The sequence below is a fragment of the Hamadaea sp. NPDC051192 genome (genome assembly GCF_040682475.1).
GTDB classification, from domain to species: Bacteria; Actinomycetota; Actinomycetes; order Mycobacteriales; family Micromonosporaceae; genus Hamadaea; species Hamadaea flava.
Genome location: NZ_JBFBAZ010000044.1, coordinates 34758 through 53010, shown reverse-complemented (window position 1 = coordinate 53010; position 18253 = coordinate 34758). Strand labels below are relative to the sequence as shown.

Sequence of the window (18253 nt, the reverse complement as noted above, 5' to 3'; positions counted from 1 at the left end):
GGGACCTCCCAAAGTCTCAACCAGCTTTTCCAGTTGTTGGCAGATTGTCAATAGCGGTCTCGGTGATCAGCTGTACGCACGCGTCGGGGTCGTCGCCGAACGGCAGATGGCCGCAGCCAGGCAGGCGTACGTGACGCGCGGACGGCAGTGCGGCCGCGGCTCGCCCGGCCTGGCGTACCGGCAGTATCAGGTCCCGGCTCCCCCACACGATCGTGACCGGGATGCCCGCCAGCGCGGCGGGATCGCCGAACCGGTGCTGCGCGAACGCCGCCCGGGCCGCCCCGAAACCGGGTGCCGCCGCCAGCGCGCGAGCGTCGTCGAGTCCGGTCACCGGATCGATCCGGCTCGGCCGTCCGTAGAACAGTCCGAACAGGACGGTCCGGCCCGCCGCCGTCGCCGCGAGCCGTGGCAGCGACGGTCCGAGCACGCGGGCGAGGCGATGCCCCGTCTCGACCGACGCTTGACACCAGCGACGTCCCAGCGAACCCCAGAAACCGATGGGCGCGAACGCCGTCACCGACTGGGCGACGCCGCGCCTGCCCAGCTCCAGCGCGACGCCACCACCCAGCGAGCTACCGACGACATGGCAGGGTCGGCCCGCCAGCTCGGCGACGGCATCGGCGAAGGCCGCGACGTCCGCGCCGACGCCGACTGGCGAGCCGCCGAACCCGGGCAGGTCGACGGCGAGCACTTCGAAGCGGGACTCCAACGCGGGCAGGATGGGCCGCCACAGCTGCCAGGTGCCGCCGATGCCGTGGATCAGGACCAGCAGCTCACCCGAGCCGCCACGGTGATGCGAGAGCATCACGTCACGGTAGTTGTTGACAGGCCGACAACAACAGGGCACGGTTTCGGCATGTCCCCCGACGGCCGGACCACCGACTCCGAATTCGACTATGACGTGCTCGTCATCGGCTCGGGTTTCGGCGGCAGCGTCAGCGCGCTGCGGTTGACCGAGAAGGGCTACCGCGTCGGCGTACTGGAGACCGGCCGCCGGTTCGCCGACGCCGACTTCGCCAAGACGTCCTGGCGGCTGCGCGACTACCTGTTCGCCCCGGCGCTCGGCTGCTACGGCATCCTGCGGATGACCGTGCTGCCAGACGTTCTGGTGATGACGGGCGCGGGCGTCGGCGGCGGATCGCTCGGCTACGCCAACACCCTCTACCAGCCACCGGACGTGTTCTTCACCGACCCGCAGTGGGCGGGCATCACCGACTGGAAGCGCGAGCTTGCGCCGTACTACGACCAGGCCACCCGGATGCTCGGCGTCGCCACCAATCCGGTGGTCACACCGTCGGACGAAGTGCTGCGCGCCGTCGCCGACGACATGGGCGTCGGGCACACGTTCCGGCCGACTCCGGTCGGAGTCCTGTTCGGAGCCGCGCCGGGTCAGCCAGTGCCCGACCCGTACTTCGGCGGGGTCGGGCCGGCCCGGACGACCTGCACCTTCTGCGGGTCGTGCATGACCGGCTGCCGGGTCGGCGCCAAGAACACCACCGTCAAGAACTACCTCTACCTCGCCGAACAGGCCGGTGCCGAGGTACACCCGCTGACCACTGCGGTGTCGGTGGCCCCGCTTCCCACGGGCGGCTACGCGGTGCGCGCTGTGCGTACCAGTGGCAAACTCCGCAAGCAGTCTCGCACCTTCACCGCGGAGCAGGTGATCATGGCGGCGGGCGCGCTCGGCACGCAGCGGCTGCTGCACCACATGAAGCGCGCAGGCGCGCTGCCGCACCTGTCCGACCGGCTCGGTGAGCTGAGCCGTACCAACTCCGAGTCGATCCTCGGCCCGCGGACCCGTCGCGACGATCGGGACTTCAGCCACGGCGTGGCCATCACCTCGTCGTTCCATCCCGACCGTGACACTCATATCGAGCCGGTGCGCTACGGCCCCGGCAGCAACCTCCTCGGCCTGATGGCGGCAGTGCTGGTCGGCGACACCGGCCGGACGCCGCGCTGGCTGGCCGGTCTCGGCAGGACCCTGGCGAGCTGGCGGGACTGGCCCCGGCTGCTGTGGCCGCGCCGCTGGTCGCAGCAGACGATCGTGCTGCTGGCCATGCAACCCAAGGACAACTCCATCACGGTCCGCGGCAGGCGCGGCCCCTTCGGCGGCCAGCGCCTGACCAGCCGCCCGGGCATCGGCGACCCCGCGCCGCTGTTCATCCCCGTCGCGCACGAGGTCACCCGCCGCGTCGCCGAGAAGATCGACGGCGTGCCGATCGGGTCGGTCACCGAACTCGTGGGAAGGCCGGTCACCGGCCACTTCCTCGGCGGCGCTCCCATCGGCGTCGACGCCGCACACGGCGTCGTCGACGCGTACCATCGCGTCTTCGGCCACGCGGGTCTGCACATCGTCGACGGCGCTGTGGTGGCGGCCAACCTCGGGGTCAACCCCTCGCTGACCATCTGCGCGCTGGCGGAGCGGGCGCTGGCGATGTGGCCCAACAAGGGCGAGGCTGACGCGAGGCCCGCGCTCGGCGATGCCTACCAGCTTGTACGCGCGGTGCCGCCGATCGCGCCGGTGGTGCCCGACGCAGCTCCCGCGCGGCTTCAGCTGCCTGGCCACGGTGCCGTTACGTCATAATGGCTGATTGTGTCTGCCAGAAACACCGCGACCGCCCATGATGTGATGCCGCGTGGCCGCCGGCTGGAGCCCGACGCGCGGCGCGAACAGATCCTGGCCTGCGCGGTGCGGCTGTTCGGCGAGCGCCCGTACGCCGAGGTCAGCACGACCGACATCGGCAACGCCGCGGGCGTGGCCCGAGGCCTGATCAATCACTACTTCGGCACCAAGAAGGGCCTGTACCTGGAGTCGGTGCGGGTGCTGGTGACGATCCCGGCCGTCGCGGTCGAACAGCTCCCGCAGGGCGATCTGGCGACCCGCGTGGACGCCAGCGTGGCCTGGTTCCTCGACGTGGTGTCGCGGCACAGCCGATCGTGGCTGGCGGCGGTCGACGGCGGCGGGGTCGGCCGCGACCCCGACGTCGAGCGGGTGCTGGCGGAGGCGGACGAGGTCGCCGTCGACAGCATCCTGGTAGCGGTCGGGCTGGCCGAGTCGACGCGGACCGAGGTGCGGGCCATGATTCGGGCGTACTGCGGGCTCGCCAAAGCGACGGCGCGGGAGTGGCTGGAGCGCGGTGCCCTCGATCGCAAGCAGGCGCACCGGCTGCTCGCCACGACATTGGTCGCGCTAGTGGAGCAGGTCATCCCGCGCTAGTCCGCCCCCGACCCTATTGGCAGCCCGTCAACAAGCTGATACGGTCCGGCCGTGACACGGGTTGCCATCATCGGGGCCGGCTTCGGCGGCATCGCCGCGGCACACATGCTGCGCCAGGCCGGGTTCACGGACCTGGCCGTCTTCGACCGGGCCGACGACGTCGGCGGGGTGTGGCGCGACAACACCTATCCCGGGTGCGCCTGCGACATCCCGGCACCGCTGTACTCGTACTCGTTCGCGCTCAATCCAGATTGGACCCAGCGCTTCCCGCCGCAGTCCGAGATCCTCGCTTACCTGCGCCGATGCGTACGCGACTTCGGCCTGACGCCGCACCTGCGGCTCGGCCAGACGATCACCGACGCAGTGTGGACCGGAACGAGCTGGCGGCTCACCGCTGCCGACGGTCGCACCGAAGAGTTCGACGTCCTCATCCCGGCCCTGGGCCAGTTGTCGGAACCGATCGTGCCGAGGCTCGAAGGCACGGCCGACTTCGACGGGCAAGCGGTGCACACGGCCCAATGGAGCCCGGCGGTGGAGGTAGCCGGGCGGCGGGTCGGCGTGATCGGCACCGGGGCCAGCGCGATCCAGCTGGTGCCTGCGATCGCCGATGCTGCGGCGAGCGTGGTCGTATTCCAGCGCTCCGCTCCGTGGACACTGCCGAAACCCAACCGCCGCTACGGCCGGGTACGCCGGGCGATGAACCGGCGGCTGCCCGGACTGATGCGCGCATCGCGAGCGGGCACCTGGCTGCTGACGGTCGTCACCGGCAAGGCCGTCACCGGCAACCCGCTCGCCCGGTACGCGGTGGGCGCAGTCTCGCGTACGCAGCGATTCGTGCAGGCACGACAGTTGCGTACCCAGGTCAGACCCGAGTACGCGATGGGCTGCAAACGTGTGCTGTTCACCGGGGACTGGTTCCGCACCCTGCGCCGCCCCGATGTGCGGCTGGTCACCGCAGGGATCGAACGGCTGACGGCGACTGGCGTACGCACCACCGACGGCGTCGACCATCCGCTCGACCTGCTGGTCTACGGGACCGGCTTCGCCGCGACGGAGTTCCTGGCGTCGCTGCGGGTGTACGGGCGCGACGGGCGATCTCTGGCCGACGAGTGGCATGCGGGTGCGTACGCCCACCTCGGCATCGCGGTTCCCGGGTTTCCCAACCTGTTCCTGATGTACGGGCCCAACACCAACACAGGCAACACGTCGGTCGTGTACTTCCATGAGGCGCAGGCGCGCTACATCGTCCAAGCGGTACGGGCAGTGGACACGTCCGGCCCACTAGAGGTACGCGACGAGGTCGCGACGGCGTTCGACGCGGAGATGCAGCGCCGGCTGACCGGCAGCATCTGGTCGGGCTGCGAGAGCTGGTACCGCACCGGCACGGGCCGGATCGTCACCAACTGGCCCGGCTCGGCAGCCGAATACCGCTCCCGTACCCGCCGCTTCCTCGCCGCCGACTACACATCGCTGGAGCAAGCCCCGGTCGCACCATCACCGTCACCGGCGCGAACCTGAGCACCAGCCCCGACGCCTATTCGGCCGCGAGCCGGTCTGAGCCGAAGAGCATTCGAAAATCGGCGGCGGTCAGCGACAGCAGCGGTCGGCGTCCGGCCAGGAAACCCAGCGGGCCGTCGGCCGCGATCTGCCAGGTGAGGCGGGCCGGACCGCAGCGGGCGCGGGCGCGTACCGGAGTGGTCAACGCACGCCCGGCCAGCGCCTGAGTCACCTTGAACCCGATGGGCAGCCGCAGCGCCAGGCGCGACCGCCGGATCGTCCCCGTGGCTACCGCCTGTCCGTCGATGACGGCCGTGGCATCGGTCGCGGTCAGCTCGAATTCGGCCAGTTCCTTGGGTATGCCCCACAGCTCGCGGCCGCCGTCGCGCGAATCAGCGCTGTCGACCCAGATGTGGGTGATCGTGACGCGGGGCCGCAGCCCGGACCGCATCAGCACCGCGCACAGCAGCTCGCGATAGGTCATGTCCCCGCCGGGCTGGTAGTCCACCCAGGCGGTGCCGACCAGCGCGTACCGTCCGATGCGGACCAGCCGCACGGCGGCAGTCACCTCCGGCGGGATCGATGGCAGATCCGCGACCGGCACGAACCACACCGAGACGTGCAGCTGGCCGCGAAGCGACCACGGTTGCGGTGGATACGCCATCACGCCTCCCTCCGCTGTGCTCGGCCGAGGTGGGCACTCTACCGCTCTTGACCGCCTGCCAACAACGAGCGCAGCGAAGGGAGGGCAGTTCGATCAGCCGATCGGTGGCGCGAGGTATTCCAGCGCATAACCGTCGCCGGACGCGGTTACGCGGGCGATGCCAGGTGAGTCGAGGTGGGCGCCGGCCACGAAGTGGTGCGGTTGAGTCAATTGCCGGAGAAGAGTCGCTCGCGCGGCGCGCGCCTGTGACTGGTCACCGTCCCACTCCCAGGTCACGTTCGGCCGCTCGAATTGGAGCGTCGGAACGTGGACGGTGTCGCCCCAGACGAGAAGGCGGCCGATGCTGCTCCTCATCTCGTAGACGGTGTGACCAGGCGTGTGGCCCGGCGTCGGGATCGCAGTGGCCCAGTCGTTGATCGCGACCTTCTCCGACACCGGCACGACCCGATCACGGACCGGCTCGAGCCGCCCGGTGAACACCGAGGTATCGCTTGCACCGATCCACACGCGCTCGAGTTTGGGGAACGCCTCTGAACCGCCCGGCGCGATCAGTCCGCTCACGTGGTCTTCGTGATTGTGCGTGATCGCCACCTCGGTGATCTCCGCGCGATCGACTCCCGCCTCCTCGAGCGCGTCGTAGATCAGTCCCATCGTGGGGTCGTGCCAGTTGTCGGACGCACCGGTGTCGATGAGGACCGACCGCGCGCCGTCGGTGACGAAGAAGGCATTCACCGACAGCCGCAGGTTGCCGCCGACCAGCGGGACGGCGGCCGGCAGTTCGCCGAGCGCACGCCCGTCCTCGTCGCGGAGCCGTGTCGGCGGCATGTCGATGTACCCGTCCCGCAACGAGATCACCTGCAGATCGCCGAATTCGAACCTGGCGTGGTGTCGGCCACTCGAGATCAAACGCATGGAACCTCCATCGTGGTGGACGCATAATCAGAGCGTCTCCGATAGAAGACAGAATCTTCTTTAGAAGAAACCTTACACTATGGGCAGCGAGATACCCGACGATCGAGGAGCACGGTGGTCGAGCAAGACGGCAACGCGGCCGAACCACAGCACGGGGACGACTTGGCTGGCGCGTTCGGCAGTAACGTCCGGCGACGCCGCGAGGAGGCGGGCCTGACGCTGGAGCAACTGTCCACACAGTCGTCCGTCAGCCGGGCGATGCTGTCCAAGGTCGAACGCGGCGAGAAGAGCCCGACGATCGGCATCGCGTCACGGATCGCCCACGCGCTCGGTGCCTCACTCTCGGACCTGGTCGGCGCGCCGGCCGCTGCCACGCCTGGCGTGGCCATTGTGATGCGCAAGAACGATCGCCCCGTCTTCCGTGACCCGGAAACCGGCTTCGAGCGGCACATAGTGTCGGCCGCCCCGGGTGCCGGAGGGGCCGAGATGGTCGTCCATCACCTGCCCGCGCAGGTGTCCACCGGGCTGCTGCCCGCGTATCCCCCGGGCACGGAGAAGCAGCTCGTGGTGCTCGAGGGCACGCTCACCGTCGCGATCGGCGGGATCAGCGAGACCCTGAACACCGGCGACTCCCTGTTCTTCCAGGCCGACACGGACCACGGCTTCGCCAACCGAACGAACGCGCCTTGCGAATACATCATGGTCATCTCGCGCAGAACCTGATGGCCTCTCCCCCAGCCCCGAAGGACGACGCTCCTCCGGCGTGCGTGATCCATTAGGGTCCTCGGTCATGACGGCACAGGCCAACTTCGTCACGGTTCGCAATGGACACTGCCGGATCGCGCACCACAACACCGGCGCGTACGAGATCATGGAGGTCAGCGCGCTCGGTCCGCACGTCACTGGCAGATTCCTCGACGCTTGGCAGGAGCTCGACCCGTCCGACCAATGGAATGACGAACGCTGCTCCGAGGGAGGGCTGCTCGTCGACTACGACGCGAAGGTGCTGATCGTCTTCACGATCTACCGCTCGCGGGCGATGCGGGCCGCGTATCTGGCGTCCATGCCGCGCGTCTGGCCGGGATGGGAGATCCGGTGGGCGTACAACGGCGTCGCGGACTTGATCGCACACGTCGGCGGCGACGTTGCCGGCTGGCGTACTCCACGTGGCGGGCCTGAACAGCTCTATTCCGAGGCCCGGCCGGAGGGATCGACGGCGCCTCAATACTTGGTGACGGTCGGTACCTCGACCGCCTATGGTCTGTGGGATTGCACGGTCGACCCGTGGTGGGCCGGCCCCGACCTGCTATCCAGCCTTTGCGACGATGACCGCGTCGAGGGCACCTTCTCAGCGCCTACTGCCGGAATCCATTTGGATCCGGACCGCCGAGTCGCGGGCATCTGGACCACCGGCTGTCCCCTCTACGGCATTGCGGACGCCTGGCCCGAGCTATGGCCGGGATGGACCCTGGAACTCTGGGGCGACGACTACTCGTCACAGCTCCGTGCCTGCCCGCGCGTGAGTTTCACTGATGTCGACCTCGACCGCGGAACCGCAAGCCTCGTCGAACACGTCACGGCGACCTGGGCGTTCTACGTCGTCGAAGACTTCGCCGCGAACTGTGCCGAGACGTTCGGCGGCAAACCACAGCTGCTGGCAGTCCAGCGAGAGATGGGGTGGTTCCGCACCCTGGAACGCAGCGGCGTCACCCGCATTGACATGTCCACCGCCTTGAAAGCCATCATTGGCCCTGGGTCCCGTACCTTGCCCGTACCACCTGGGTTGTAGGAGTGTTGGACGAGGGGCGGGAGGTTGCGGTGTCGCAAGAGGAGCGAGATGCCCGGCTGGGCCTGACCGGCCTGACCCCGGAGCAGCGCCGACAGCGGATCGCGGAGCTGGAGCGCGAGTTGGCCGAGCGGTACGCGGTGGCGAAGGCGAAACTGGCGGCCCGGCGGGCCCCGCGGCCGGAGCCCCCAGAGGCCTGAACGCGCTGATGTCTCGGCTGCGAGGGCCGAGACATCAGCGATCGTGCTGCCGAGCGGACGCCTGGCTGCGATCCTTGCGCGTCAGTAGAGCAGGAACGGCTGACGCTGCCGCTCGAACGCCGTCAGCTCGTCCGACCAGGCGCCGACGACGTCGTCCACGTCCGCGCCCGCGTCGATCATCGTGCGCAGCCGGGTCGAGCCGGTGAGCTTGTCGACCCAGTACGGGCGCACGGGATCGTAAGAGTCGTAGCGCCAGGCGAATGCCGGATACTTACGAGCTTCCACGAGCATCGCCACCGCGGTGCGGATCGGGTCGTACGCCGCCCGGTCGACGACCTTGACCTCGACGCCGGCGCAGAGCTGGTTGAGCATCGGCGGATGCTGACCGGCGATCGTCGGGACGAAGTACGCCTCCCGGAACCGCACGCCCGGCAGTTCGCGGGCGTTGAGCCGGTCGGACCAGTGGTAGTCGAAGTCGGTCGCCAGGCCGCCGATCAGCTCGAACGGGCGCGTCGTGCCGCGACCCTCGCTGATGGACGAGACGCCTTCGAACAGCCCGGTGCCCGGGTACACCAGGGCAGTGTCGGGGGTGGGCATGTTGGGGCTGGGCATGACCCAGGGCAGGTCCAGGTCCGCGGCGAACATCGTGCGCTTCCAGTGCCGCAGGGCCACCACCTCGAGGTCGACCGACCGTCCGGCCTCGGCTGGCAGGAACACGGCGTTGAAGTAGCGCGCGAGCTCGCCGACGGTCATGCCGTGCTGCTGCACGATCTCCTTCAGACCGACGCCCGAGGTGTACGGCGCCGTCATCAGCGGGCCGTATGCCTTGCCGCCGATGGGATTGGGCCGGTCGAGGACGACGTAGCGCAGGCCGAGCCGGGCCGCCACGACCATCGACGTGTACATCGTCCAGATGTAGGTGTAGAAGCGGACTCCCACGTCCTGGATGTCGAAGACGAGGGTGTCCACGTCGGCCGCGGTGAGCATCTGCGCCCATTTGGCCTGCGAGGCGCCGTAGGCGTCGTACACGGTGATACCGGTACGCGCGTCGATCCCGGTCCCCTCGCTGCCACCGGCCTGAGCCGAGCCGCGGAAGCCGTGCTCGGGCCCGAACGCGGCGAGGTGGCTCACGGAGCCGGATTCGTGGATGAGGTCGACGAGATGGCGGTAGTCGGAGTCGACGCCCGTCGGGTTGGACAGCACGCCCACCCTCCGGCCGGCGAGGGTCGCGAAGTCATCCGCGACCAGGCGGTCAAGTCCAGTGTCGACGCGGCGGGCCGGCGGTGCGGCGGCGGCTGGTGCGGCCGACGTCATCGCCGCGCCCAGGGCGCCTGCGGCACCGGTGGCGAGAAGAGTTCTGCGCTGCAAGGTTCCTCCTACCGGTCAGGCTGCGATCAGCGAAAGTTACCTACACGCATCCATCTGGTCAAGAAGCTAATCTTCATCGAGCCCGGCGGCGTCGACTGGAGCTTCGCCCTTCGGCGGTCCTCCTTCGCGACCTACCGTCGGCCCATCCATCCGGTTGCCGGGGTGGAGCCCAGCCGAATTCCACCGAGCAGGCGCCGGAACTCGTCTTCCCCCACCACAGCCCCGGCCTTTGCAGTGACTGTCACGCCGAAGCCACCGGGCAACGGAGCGTCGAGGATGAAGACGTCGCCATCCCGATGGGGCTTTGTGGGTTTCGAGAGGTAGGCGGCGTTGCCCTGGAACCGGATCGGCGTCCCTCCCGTTCCGCTGGTGCGCCACCTTTCGTAGCCGGGGCCATACCTGATCGCCAGGTCGTAGCCGGTCAGGATGAGCGACTCCTGCCAGCCCTGGTCAACCTGGGTCAGGCGGACCACTTGAGGCTGGACGGCGAGGGCGGGCGGCAGCCATTGGCAGAACAGCCCGCTCTCAAGGGCCGCAAAGTCGTCCGGCAGCACGGATTCGGCGACCCGCAAGGCGGTTGGCAGCGGCGCGACGGTGCCGAGTACGCGGACGGCCAGGCGCATGGAGTTCTCAGCGACCCAGGTGACGGTCCAGCCGGTCGCGCTTCGGGTCGCTGAGGCCGGCCGGTCGCCGACCCGGACGGACTGCGCCGGCCCGGCGGCGGAATACCCTAGGCCGGACAGTTCCTCGTCTGGCGGCAGGACGGCGAGTGTGACGCTAGGCGGCACGTCGTCGTCAAGCGTCGATCGGCTCGGGGCTGACCACTGTCGCTCCTGAAAAGCAGTCGTAAGCCCGGACACCATCGCGCAGCGAGAGGTCTCAGCGAACCCGTTGGGCAGCCACCCAGCCCGGAACGCCAAGGGCGTACGCCGGTTGCCATGGCCGGGAGCTGGATCGGGATCAGCCAGGTGCACGGGCGACCCCGGGATCGGTTGTTCCGGGTTCGACGCGGCCAAGCGGATCACGGTGGTGGGGACTGCCAGGCCTGCGGCGGCCACACCGGTGATCGCCAGCACGGTACGCCGTCGATGCAGCTGACGAGCGCGAGCCGTTGCACGGCGACGCACTCCTTCTGGCTGGGGTGCCTGGTCGGCGATCAGTTCCAGCGCGGCGCGAATCTGGTCATTCATGGGGAACTCCGTTCACGACGAGCGAGTCGGTGGCCAGGGCAATCCGCAGCGAGGCGACGGCACGGGAGCTGAGGCTTCGCACCGTGCCGGCACTGCACCCCAACAGGTTGGCGATGTCCGCGTCGCTGCGATCTTCGTAGAACCGCAAGGCGATGACGGCTCGCTGCCGCAGTGGCAACGCCGCCACCAGGGCCAGCAGCTCCCACCGTTGGACCACCTCGGTCGCCGGATCCGCGGCGATCGCGCTGTCGGGCTGGAGCGGGCTCGTTCGATGACGGCGCCAGCGCCGCCGCCACGACAAGAACTCGTTGAGGATCATCCGTTTCAGGTACGCCTCGGGCTGATCGGCCGCACTGATCCGGGCCCATCGGGTCTGCGCTCGGGCCAGTACCTCCTGCGTGACGTCCTGCGCCAGATGAGGGTCGCAGGTCACCACGGTCGCGTAGCGCAGCAGCGCCGGAAGGCGTTCAGTGAGGTACTCGTCGAAGGTCACGACTCCCGCTCTCGTTGACGCTGCGGCCGGCGATCGTGCCTACAACGTCGTCAGCGTCGCCGTTGTTGCACCGCGGAACGACTTTCTGAGAAAGAAGTGGGAGCCATGCCGGGTCAGGGCGACGGGAGCGCCGACCCGATGAGGTAGAACGCTGGTCAGAGCCAGCCCTGACGCCGGAACGAGCGGTAGAGGAACCCTGAAACCGCCAAGGACACCACCAGCGTCGCGGTCAGCGTGACGACGCCGTTCTTGCCGTGCAGGGCCGGGATGTCCTCACTCATCTGATACAAGCCGGCCACGAGTCCCCAGACGGCGGCGATCGCCGCCCAGGCCGCGATCTTGCGCATGTCGCTGTTCTGATCCACATCGATCTGGGCCAGATGAGCCTGCAGCATCGATCCGACCAGGTCGTCAAAGGAGATCACCTGGTCGACGACGCGCGACAGATGATCACTGAGGATCCGGAACTCATTGCGAGCGTCCGGGGGCACCATGGACACGTGGCCGGCCACGATCGACTCGACCGGGCGTTGCAGCGGCACCACGGCACGGCGGAGTTCCACGACCTCGCGCTTGAACCGGTAGATGCGCTGAGTCGAACTACGACGGCCGACGCCGTCGAACACGCTCTCCTCGAGGGCCTCGACGTCGCGGCCGACCTCCGTCGCGCAATCGATATAGGACTCCACCGCCCAGTCGAACAGCGCGTAGGCCACAGCCCATGGGCCGGCGGTCAGTACGGCAGGTTCTCCTTCCAACCTGTGCTGGACGCCCGGCAACGTCATCACTCTCCCGCCACCGCGTCGCAGCGTGATGACGTAATGCTGAGCCACGAAGAGCCACACCGTGCCGGTCTCCACCACATCGGAGAACTCGGTGAGTTCGCCATGCGGAACGTACCGGGCGATCTGCATCGAGCAGAGGACCATGGCCTCGTAGATCTCGACGCCGGGGCGACGCTCCCCATGCATGACATCCTCCACCGCCAGTTCGTGGAGGTCGAACGCCTGAGCGAGGTCCAGGATCTCGTCCGCACCCGGGTCTTGCAGGTCCACCCAGACGAACGCATGCGGCCGGCTGCGGGCGTGCGCCAACGCTTCGACGAACGTGCGGGGAAGCGGATCCCGCACGCCGCTGACATACAGGCCGCAGTCCACGACGCCACGCTCGGGCATCGCCGCCCCTCTCTCGCACTGGTAGACCAAAGAATAGACAAGTCCTTCCAGCGCAGGTCGCAGCGGCGAGGCCATGGGCGGCGATGATCCTCGCCGCCCACGGCCGCTTCTCCTACTGCGGGTTTCTGCTACTTCCTGATCTGGTACGCACCGATGATCGTCTGGGCGACCACCACGCCGGTCGCATCGCTGCCCTGGGCGCGCAGTGAGATCGTGCTGCCCGCCTTGTGCGGGAGGAACGCGTACCAGCGGGCACCGGCTTGCACGACCGGGACGGGCTTCCAGGTCTTGCCTGCGTCAGTGGAGTAGTCCACCGTCAGTTGCCGGAGCGGTGCCGCTCCGGAGCCGTACTGGACGACCGGCGTGACGGGCACCATCGCGACTGCCGCGGGCGCGGCCAGGCCGGTCCCGTCCACGTCCGGGCTGAAGGTCAGGCTGGTGACCGGCAAGGCGGTGACCGCAGATGCGTCGACGTGCGCTGACGTGAACGTCCAGCCGGCCATGACCTTCGGCGAGAACGGCACGTCACTGGTCACCTCGATGACCACACGGTAGGTCGCCCTCTCCGGCGGCACCTCGACGGTGAGGCCCGAATCGGTGGACTCGGCGATCTTCACCCCGTTGCGATAGAGCGTGGATTTCGCCGACGTTTGTGTCGAGGAGCCGAGATGCCCCGCCCCGTCACCGAACATTGACGGGGCCAGAACCAGCTCGTCGCCGCGCCGCTGCATGCTCACAAAACGCTCTGGGCTGGTTGGGAGGGTGGGTCCGAAGACGGGCGTGTTCCACGACTCGGAGATGGTGTGACCCGGGGTGAGGACGCGCCGGGGCCCGGTCAGGTAGGCGTACTGGCGGCCGTCCGGATCCGACCAGTCCTGCTCCTGGTACTCCTGCAGCCAGGCCGCGTCACCGTTGTAGTACAGGGTGCGCTGCAATGGTGCCCGGAAAAAGAGCCCGATCCCCCAGCCGGCGCCCCAGGTCGGATCGTCCACCGAGCTCGCGTAGCTGTAAGAGGCGGATTCCAGGCCCGGTGTCCGCCGATGATAGGTGGCATTGACGACAGCGAGGTCGCGCTTGGCCAGCTTCTTGTCGAGGCCGGTCGGGTAGCTTCCGGGGAAGAACCAGGCGAGGTTGTACATATTGGGCGCGTCGTAGAGGGTGCCGTCCGGGCCGGCCGTCGCCCAGACGTCGAGGACCGAGCTGCGAAGCCCGTCAACGGTCGAAGCACCGACCAGAGCACTGTAGAGAGACCAACCGTCGCCGAACATCGACAGGTCAACCCTGTTCCCGTTCGGGAAGGTGTACGCGGTCTCCAGGACGGTGTCCACCCTGAGCGCCGCCGCGTCGGGGACGCTGATCCGCAAGGGCTTCGCCGTACGCGCGTCGAACACGACGGTCATCGCGCGGTCGACCACCAGCGCCGGCCGAAGCAGCAGGGCGGCCGACGGCGTGCCGGAGTCGTCGGTGAGGTCGAACCAGCTGTCCGCGAAGTAGACGCCCTTGGGCAATCGCAGCGTCTGGGTCCCGACGCCGTACAGGACGTATTGGGCGTAGTCCTCCGAGGTCACGACCGTCTGGTGGGCGTCGTCCGGCGTACCGTCGCGCGAGATGTGCTCGAAGGTGACGTCGTAGCTCTCCACCTCCTTCTCCACGCCGTAGGGGACGCTGACACTCACCCCGGACGCGGTTCCGACAAGCTGGCCGGAGTAGAGGCCGTCGGGCACGTCGGCCCGGGTGTCGGCGGTGAAGGTCACGGATGCGGTGCCACCGGCGGGGACGGTCACGGTGGTCGCGCTGAGGGAGAACATCGCCAGGCCGGTGCCCCGGACGGCGAGCTGGAGCGTGACGTTGCTCGTCCCACTGTTGCGGTAGGTGACCGTCTTGGTCATCGGGGCATCATCGGCGTGCGGCCACGCGGCCCGACCGAAGCTGACCGATGGCGATTCCGCCGTGATCGTCTGCCCGATCGCACGGGCCACATCGACCCGGCCAGCCCCCTGACCGAACGCGGAAATCCCGTCCAGCGGCTTGGCCGAAGCCATCAAGGTCGCCTTCAACTGCGCCGGAGTCCACCGCGGATGTTCCTGCACCAGCAACGCCGCCGCGCCCACGGTATGCGGGGTCGCCATCGACGTGCCCGACAGGGTCGCATAAGGCTCACCGGGCGTGCACAGGAAACCCACCGAGCTGCACGCGGCCACGATGTCCACGCCGGGCGCGGAGATCTCCGGCTTGACCGCTGCGTCACCCACTCGCGGGCCCCGGCTGGAGAACCCCGCCAACTCATCGGTCTTACTGGTGGCGGCGACCGCCAACGCAGCGTCGGCGCTGGCCGGAGAGCCGACCATCCGGTCGCCAAGCTGGCCGTCGTTGCCCGCCGCGATCACGAACAACGTCCCGTACTGCGCGGTCAGGTCGTTGACCGCCTGCTCCAGTGGATCGACATCCGGAGTGTCCGGCCCGCCCAGGCTCAGATTGACCACGTCCGCGCCCTGCTCGGCTGCCCACTGCATGCCCGCCAGGATCCACGAATCGAAGCAGCCGATCTCGACACAGATCTTGCCGTCGAGCAGCTGTACGTCCGGGGCGACACCCTTGTACTTGCCGCCCGACGCCGCACCACTACCCGCGATCGTCGACGCGACATGCGTACCGTGCCCGACGTGGTCACGGCTGTCCTCGTCCGGATACTCCGCCGCGAAGTTCTGCCGTGCGATCACCTTCCCCGCCAGATCCGGGTGGGTCTCGTCGATGCCGGTGTCGAGAACGGCCACCTTCACACCCGCCCCGGTGTAGCCGGCCTGCCAGGCCGTGGGCGCCCCGATCAACGGGACGCTGACGTCCAGCGTCGGCTTGCGTACGCCATCGAGCCAGATCTTCGCCGTGGCCAGCGGCTGAGCGGCGAGCCGCGAGTCGGAGCCCGTCAGGCCCTTCCACAGGGTGCCGAGTCTGCCCTTGTCGGCCCGCCCGGCCGAGCCGTGCACGGCCTTGAGCGAGCGGGTCAGCTTCAGACCGCTGTCGGCCGGCGGCGCGGACTTGGCCGTCACGATCAGCGGCAGATCGGCCCGGCGATCGTCGTAACCGAACTGGATCAACGCGGTGACGTCGAACAACCGCGAGTCCAGCCGGCCAGCCGCCAGCAACGGACGGGCATCGGACGGAATGACGTGCAGATGACCTTTCACCTTGTAGCTCGCGAACGTGATGCGATCGCGGCCCGGCCCACGGACCAGGCTCATCCGCCCGGAGTCGGCGACGCGCAGGACGTCGCCCGTGATCAGCGTGACGATGTGAGCCCGGCCCGCAAGTACAGCCTGGCCGACTCCCTCGATTTCGACGGGCGGAGTTGATCTGATCGATCCCGGTGGCGCTGACCCGGCGGGTACGCCGCCGACCAGCACCGCGAGCGCGAGGGCGGCGAAACCGGCCAGCGCGCGGGTGTACCTGTGAACGGTCCAAGACATGGCGAGTTCGATCCTTTCGATCAGCGGACGCCAACCGATGCCAGCGGCGTCACGCAGCGATTCGGGGACTCGCGCAGCAGGCGATCAGCGTCGACTCACCCTGCTACGTGCCACGTACTACGTGCGACGTAGTACGTGGCACGTAGTATTACCATCCACAATGGGCATGTCAAGGAGAGCGTGACTGGAGATCGTGTTGCTGGACGACGAACTGCTGGCTCGGATTCGAGCTGAGGCACCACCTGGCCGGCTGATGCCACCGGCCCCGACAGAGGCGGTCACGGAGTTCGAGGCAGCCATCGGCTTTCCGATGCCACCACTACTCAGACGCCTCTACCTGGAGGTGTCCGACGGCTGTTTCGGCCGGTGGTGGAGCGCCCTTCCGCTCACCGACGAAACCTTGACCAAGAACGGATACCTGGAACCTGAGCTGATGCCGGATACCTATGCGCGATGGCAGCAACGCTCCGCGTGCCCAACCTCGGTGGTACCGCTGCTGACTGGGGGATGCGCAATCTGGTCGCTGGTCGACTTCGGTACGGCGGAGGGTCGGATGTGGGGTTGGGACCCCAACGTGCGATGTGAAGCCCATGCGATCTTTCCGGAGAAGTTCACTCTCGCTGACCGGCTGACCGGATGGCTCGACGACACCGACGAGTTCCCCGAGCCACCCGACTTCACCGACTGCGCAGCCTGCTCACGTTTCTGGCCTAAACCGGACCCCTGGTGGCCGGCGCCCCGCGGTGGCGCTGATCAATAAGGTCTGACTTCCGTCCACCGGCGGGCAAGTGGAGCGGTTCAGCAGCAGGGCGCCTTCTGCGCCAGCGTCAGCAATGCGGAGGACGCCGCGGAGGCCGTCACCGGCTCTGCCGAAGCGATCGGAGCCGGCTCGAAGAACGGCTGGTTCGGGTGTGCGGCGGGCACGCGCCCCTTGGGCTCCTCCCATTCCTCCTGCCGCCCGAGCGCGGTGAGGTCGAGGAGCGTATAGGTTCCCGGCTCGGTGCCGCGCCCGAACGCCGAGTACGTGTGGAAGACCTGGTCGCCGTCGCGCAGGAAGCAGCTGACTCCGGCCATCTCACGCGGCTCGTCGACGATCCAGCCCAGTCCCGCCGTGCGCAGTTCGCTCTCGCCACGGTAGTTGTACTGCATCGCACCCTTGGCGGGGTCGATCGTCACGCCGTAGTCGTAGTTGAAGTCGTTGCCGTACGAGGAGTACCACCGGAATGTCCAGCCGCGACGGAGGCGATAGTCCGCCAGCTTGGCCAGCGGCGCGCGGGAGACGGCCGCGAACGCGGTCTCCCGGGCCGCGAGGTGGCGCAGCAGACCGTCATTGATCTCGTCGAGGCCGGCGGTGCAGCCGGGACAGGCCTCCGTCCAGGCCGGGTCGAACATCACGTGCTGCAGCACCAGCTGCTGCTTTCCGGCGAACATGTCGATCAGGCGGACGCCGCCGTCCGGTCCGTCGAAGAGGTAGTCCTTTTCGACGCGCACCATCGGCAGCCGCCGCCGGTCGGCGTTGAGCGCGTCCCGCTGCCGCGTCACTTCTTTCTCGCGGGCCAGCAGGTCGACGCGAGCGGCCAGCCACTCGTCCCGGGTCACGATCTCAGGCAAGCTCATCGGGTCCTCCACGCGTGATCCGCCGGCGGCTTTCGCCGGCCTCACTCTCACGACGATCGAGTACGCACAGACCGGACAGGCCGCCGAAGATTTTTTGTCGCAGAACCCCGAGCGCTACACGCACACCCAGCAGTAGAGCCGATTGCCGGCTGCGGCCGCTGTGCGTGCCAGCAAGGCCAGCTGCCGCAGGAAGTGCGCCAGGATCTCCGGCTCGCCGTTACCCCAGAATTCGTCGGTCTGCGACCACGGAACGGCAACCGCGTCGAGTTGCTGCTCCGTGGTCGCCGACAGGACGGCTTGCAGCTCATCGGTCAGGGTCAGCACAAGCCGCTCGCCCTCGTCCCGGATGGCCACCGCTTTGCCTGACCTTGCCCGCGAGAAGATCGCATCGGTGCTGGTTCCGGTGAGGAGCTGCTCCAGCGTCGCCATCTGCACGACCGGATCGATGCCCTTGACGCAGAGCACGTCAAGCCCGTGCTCGGACAGCCGGACCTTGGGCATCATGAGCCGCCGCATCGCCGCACGATCGTTGGCTCGGAGGGCGGCTTGCAGCTCGGCAGAGGACGGCTCGGCGCCGCCCGGGCCGCCCGGCAGGTCGATCGTCGCCGCAGCCGCGTCGTCGGTCGGTGCCGCGAAAAAGTCGTAGAGCACTCCCATGGCCGGGATCATG

17 protein-coding genes are annotated in these 18253 nt (G+C 68.5%); 7 read left to right on the top strand and 10 right to left on the bottom strand.

Annotation, left to right across the window (positions count from 1 at the left end; translation table 11 throughout):
- Positions 1–16 precede the first annotated feature (16 nt).
- On the bottom strand, positions 17–805 hold the full coding sequence (locus AB0M47_RS20290; protein WP_363415743.1) for an alpha/beta hydrolase: 789 nt from the start codon (positions 803–805) through the stop codon (positions 17–19).
- Between the two features lie 51 nt (positions 806–856).
- Here AB0M47_RS20290 and AB0M47_RS20285 point away from each other — a divergent pair, with 51 nt between their 5' ends.
- Genes AB0M47_RS20285 through AB0M47_RS20275 form a run of 3 tightly spaced genes read left to right on the top strand, consistent with a single transcriptional unit; the run spans position 857 to position 4735 of the window.
- Entirely contained in the window at positions 857–2584 is a 1728-nt protein-coding gene (locus AB0M47_RS20285; protein WP_363415740.1) for a GMC family oxidoreductase, read from the top strand.
- Positions 2585–2593: 9 nt separating this feature from the next.
- On the top strand, positions 2594–3217 hold the full coding sequence (locus AB0M47_RS20280) for a TetR/AcrR family transcriptional regulator (RefSeq protein ID WP_363415738.1): 624 nt from the start codon (positions 2594–2596) through the stop codon (positions 3215–3217).
- 51 nt (positions 3218–3268) lie between these two features.
- Positions 3269–4735 carry an NAD(P)/FAD-dependent oxidoreductase gene (locus tag AB0M47_RS20275; protein WP_363415735.1) on the top strand — a complete coding sequence of 489 codons (1467 nt, stop codon included), beginning with the start codon at positions 3269–3271 and terminating at the stop codon, positions 4733–4735.
- 16 nt (positions 4736–4751) lie between these two features.
- Here AB0M47_RS20275 and AB0M47_RS20270 read toward each other — a convergent pair whose 3' ends face one another.
- Both AB0M47_RS20270 and AB0M47_RS20265 read right to left on the bottom strand, forming a co-directional pair.
- The gene (locus AB0M47_RS20270) at positions 4752–5378 is read right to left on the bottom strand and encodes an acetoacetate decarboxylase family protein (protein WP_363415732.1); all 627 of its coding nucleotides are present in this window, start codon (positions 5376–5378) and stop codon (positions 4752–4754) included.
- Between the two features lie 93 nt (positions 5379–5471).
- Entirely contained in the window at positions 5472–6290 is an 819-nt protein-coding gene (locus tag AB0M47_RS20265) for an MBL fold metallo-hydrolase (protein WP_363415730.1), read from the bottom strand.
- 114 nt (positions 6291–6404) lie between these two features.
- Between AB0M47_RS20265 and AB0M47_RS20260 the strand changes: the two genes are divergently transcribed.
- From AB0M47_RS20260 to AB0M47_RS20250, 3 genes are all read left to right on the top strand, one after another.
- Positions 6405–7013 carry an XRE family transcriptional regulator gene (locus tag AB0M47_RS20260; protein ID WP_363415727.1) on the top strand — a complete coding sequence of 203 codons (609 nt, stop codon included), beginning with the start codon at positions 6405–6407 and terminating at the stop codon, positions 7011–7013.
- A 67-nt stretch (positions 7014–7080) separates the two neighbouring features.
- Positions 7081–8079, top strand: a complete 999-nt coding sequence (locus AB0M47_RS20255; RefSeq protein WP_363415724.1) for a hypothetical protein — start codon at positions 7081–7083, stop codon at positions 8077–8079.
- A 29-nt stretch (positions 8080–8108) separates the two neighbouring features.
- Positions 8109–8276 (top strand): hypothetical protein, encoded by a 168-nt coding sequence (locus AB0M47_RS20250; RefSeq protein ID WP_363415721.1) that lies wholly within the window; start codon positions 8109–8111, stop codon positions 8274–8276.
- Positions 8277–8357: 81 nt separating this feature from the next.
- Here AB0M47_RS20250 and AB0M47_RS20245 read toward each other — a convergent pair whose 3' ends face one another.
- The 5 genes from AB0M47_RS20245 to AB0M47_RS20225 form a co-directional block, all read right to left on the bottom strand.
- The gene (locus AB0M47_RS20245; protein WP_363415718.1) at positions 8358–9644 is read right to left on the bottom strand and encodes a DUF1343 domain-containing protein; all 1287 of its coding nucleotides are present in this window, start codon (positions 9642–9644) and stop codon (positions 8358–8360) included.
- A gap of 131 nt (positions 9645–9775) precedes the next feature.
- Positions 9776–10834 carry a hypothetical protein gene (locus AB0M47_RS20240; protein WP_363415715.1) on the bottom strand — a complete coding sequence of 353 codons (1059 nt, stop codon included), beginning with the start codon at positions 10832–10834 and terminating at the stop codon, positions 9776–9778.
- Complete coding sequence (locus tag AB0M47_RS20235; protein ID WP_363415712.1) at positions 10827–11327, bottom strand: SigE family RNA polymerase sigma factor; 501 nt, start codon at positions 11325–11327, stop codon at positions 10827–10829. Before AB0M47_RS20235 ends, AB0M47_RS20240 begins: the two co-directional genes overlap by 8 nt.
- A gap of 155 nt (positions 11328–11482) precedes the next feature.
- Positions 11483–12577, bottom strand: coding sequence for a magnesium and cobalt transport protein CorA (locus AB0M47_RS20230; RefSeq protein ID WP_363415709.1), 1095 nt, complete (start codon positions 12575–12577; stop codon positions 11483–11485).
- 53 nt (positions 12578–12630) lie between these two features.
- Entirely contained in the window at positions 12631–15966 is a 3336-nt protein-coding gene (locus AB0M47_RS20225) for a S8 family serine peptidase (protein ID WP_363415706.1), read from the bottom strand.
- A gap of 193 nt (positions 15967–16159) precedes the next feature.
- Here AB0M47_RS20225 and AB0M47_RS20220 point away from each other — a divergent pair, with 193 nt between their 5' ends.
- A complete protein-coding gene (locus AB0M47_RS20220) occupies positions 16160–16726 on the top strand; it encodes an SMI1/KNR4 family protein (protein ID WP_363415703.1) in 567 nt (188 codons plus the stop codon).
- 38 nt (positions 16727–16764) lie between these two features.
- On the opposite strand, the gene AB0M47_RS20215 is transcribed toward AB0M47_RS20220, so the two are convergent.
- Positions 16765–17583 carry a DUF899 domain-containing protein gene (locus tag AB0M47_RS20215; protein WP_363415700.1) on the bottom strand — a complete coding sequence of 273 codons (819 nt, stop codon included), beginning with the start codon at positions 17581–17583 and terminating at the stop codon, positions 16765–16767.
- Positions 17584–17697: 114 nt separating this feature from the next.
- Positions 17698–18240: a hypothetical protein gene (locus AB0M47_RS20210; protein WP_363415697.1), complete on the bottom strand. Its 543-nt coding sequence runs from the start codon at positions 18238–18240 to the stop codon at positions 17698–17700.
- Positions 18241–18253 lie beyond the last annotated feature (13 nt).

Coding starts and splice junctions, on each gene's coding strand:
- AB0M47_RS20215 (WP_363415700.1), bottom strand. CDS start 17,583: ATGAGCTTGCCTGAGATCGTGACCCGGGACGAGTGGCTGGCCGCTCGC.
- AB0M47_RS20265 (WP_363415730.1), bottom strand. CDS start 6,290: ATGCGTTTGATCTCGAGTGGCCGACACCACGCCAGGTTCGAATTCGGC.
- AB0M47_RS20230 (WP_363415709.1), bottom strand. CDS start 12,577: ATGGCCTCGCCGCTGCGACCTGCGCTGGAAGGACTTGTCTATTCTTTG.
- AB0M47_RS20225 (WP_363415706.1), bottom strand. CDS start 15,966: ATGTCTTGGACCGTTCACAGGTACACCCGCGCGCTGGCCGGTTTCGCC.
- AB0M47_RS20290 (WP_363415743.1), bottom strand. CDS start 805: ATGCTCTCGCATCACCGTGGCGGCTCGGGTGAGCTGCTGGTCCTGATC.
- AB0M47_RS20255 (WP_363415724.1), top strand. CDS start 7,081: ATGACGGCACAGGCCAACTTCGTCACGGTTCGCAATGGACACTGCCGG.
- AB0M47_RS20210 (WP_363415697.1), bottom strand. CDS start 18,240: ATGGGAGTGCTCTACGACTTTTTCGCGGCACCGACCGACGACGCGGCT.
- AB0M47_RS20240 (WP_363415715.1), bottom strand. CDS start 10,834: ATGAATGACCAGATTCGCGCCGCGCTGGAACTGATCGCCGACCAGGCA.
- AB0M47_RS20270 (WP_363415732.1), bottom strand. CDS start 5,378: ATGGCGTATCCACCGCAACCGTGGTCGCTTCGCGGCCAGCTGCACGTC.
- AB0M47_RS20285 (WP_363415740.1), top strand. CDS start 857: ATGTCCCCCGACGGCCGGACCACCGACTCCGAATTCGACTATGACGTG.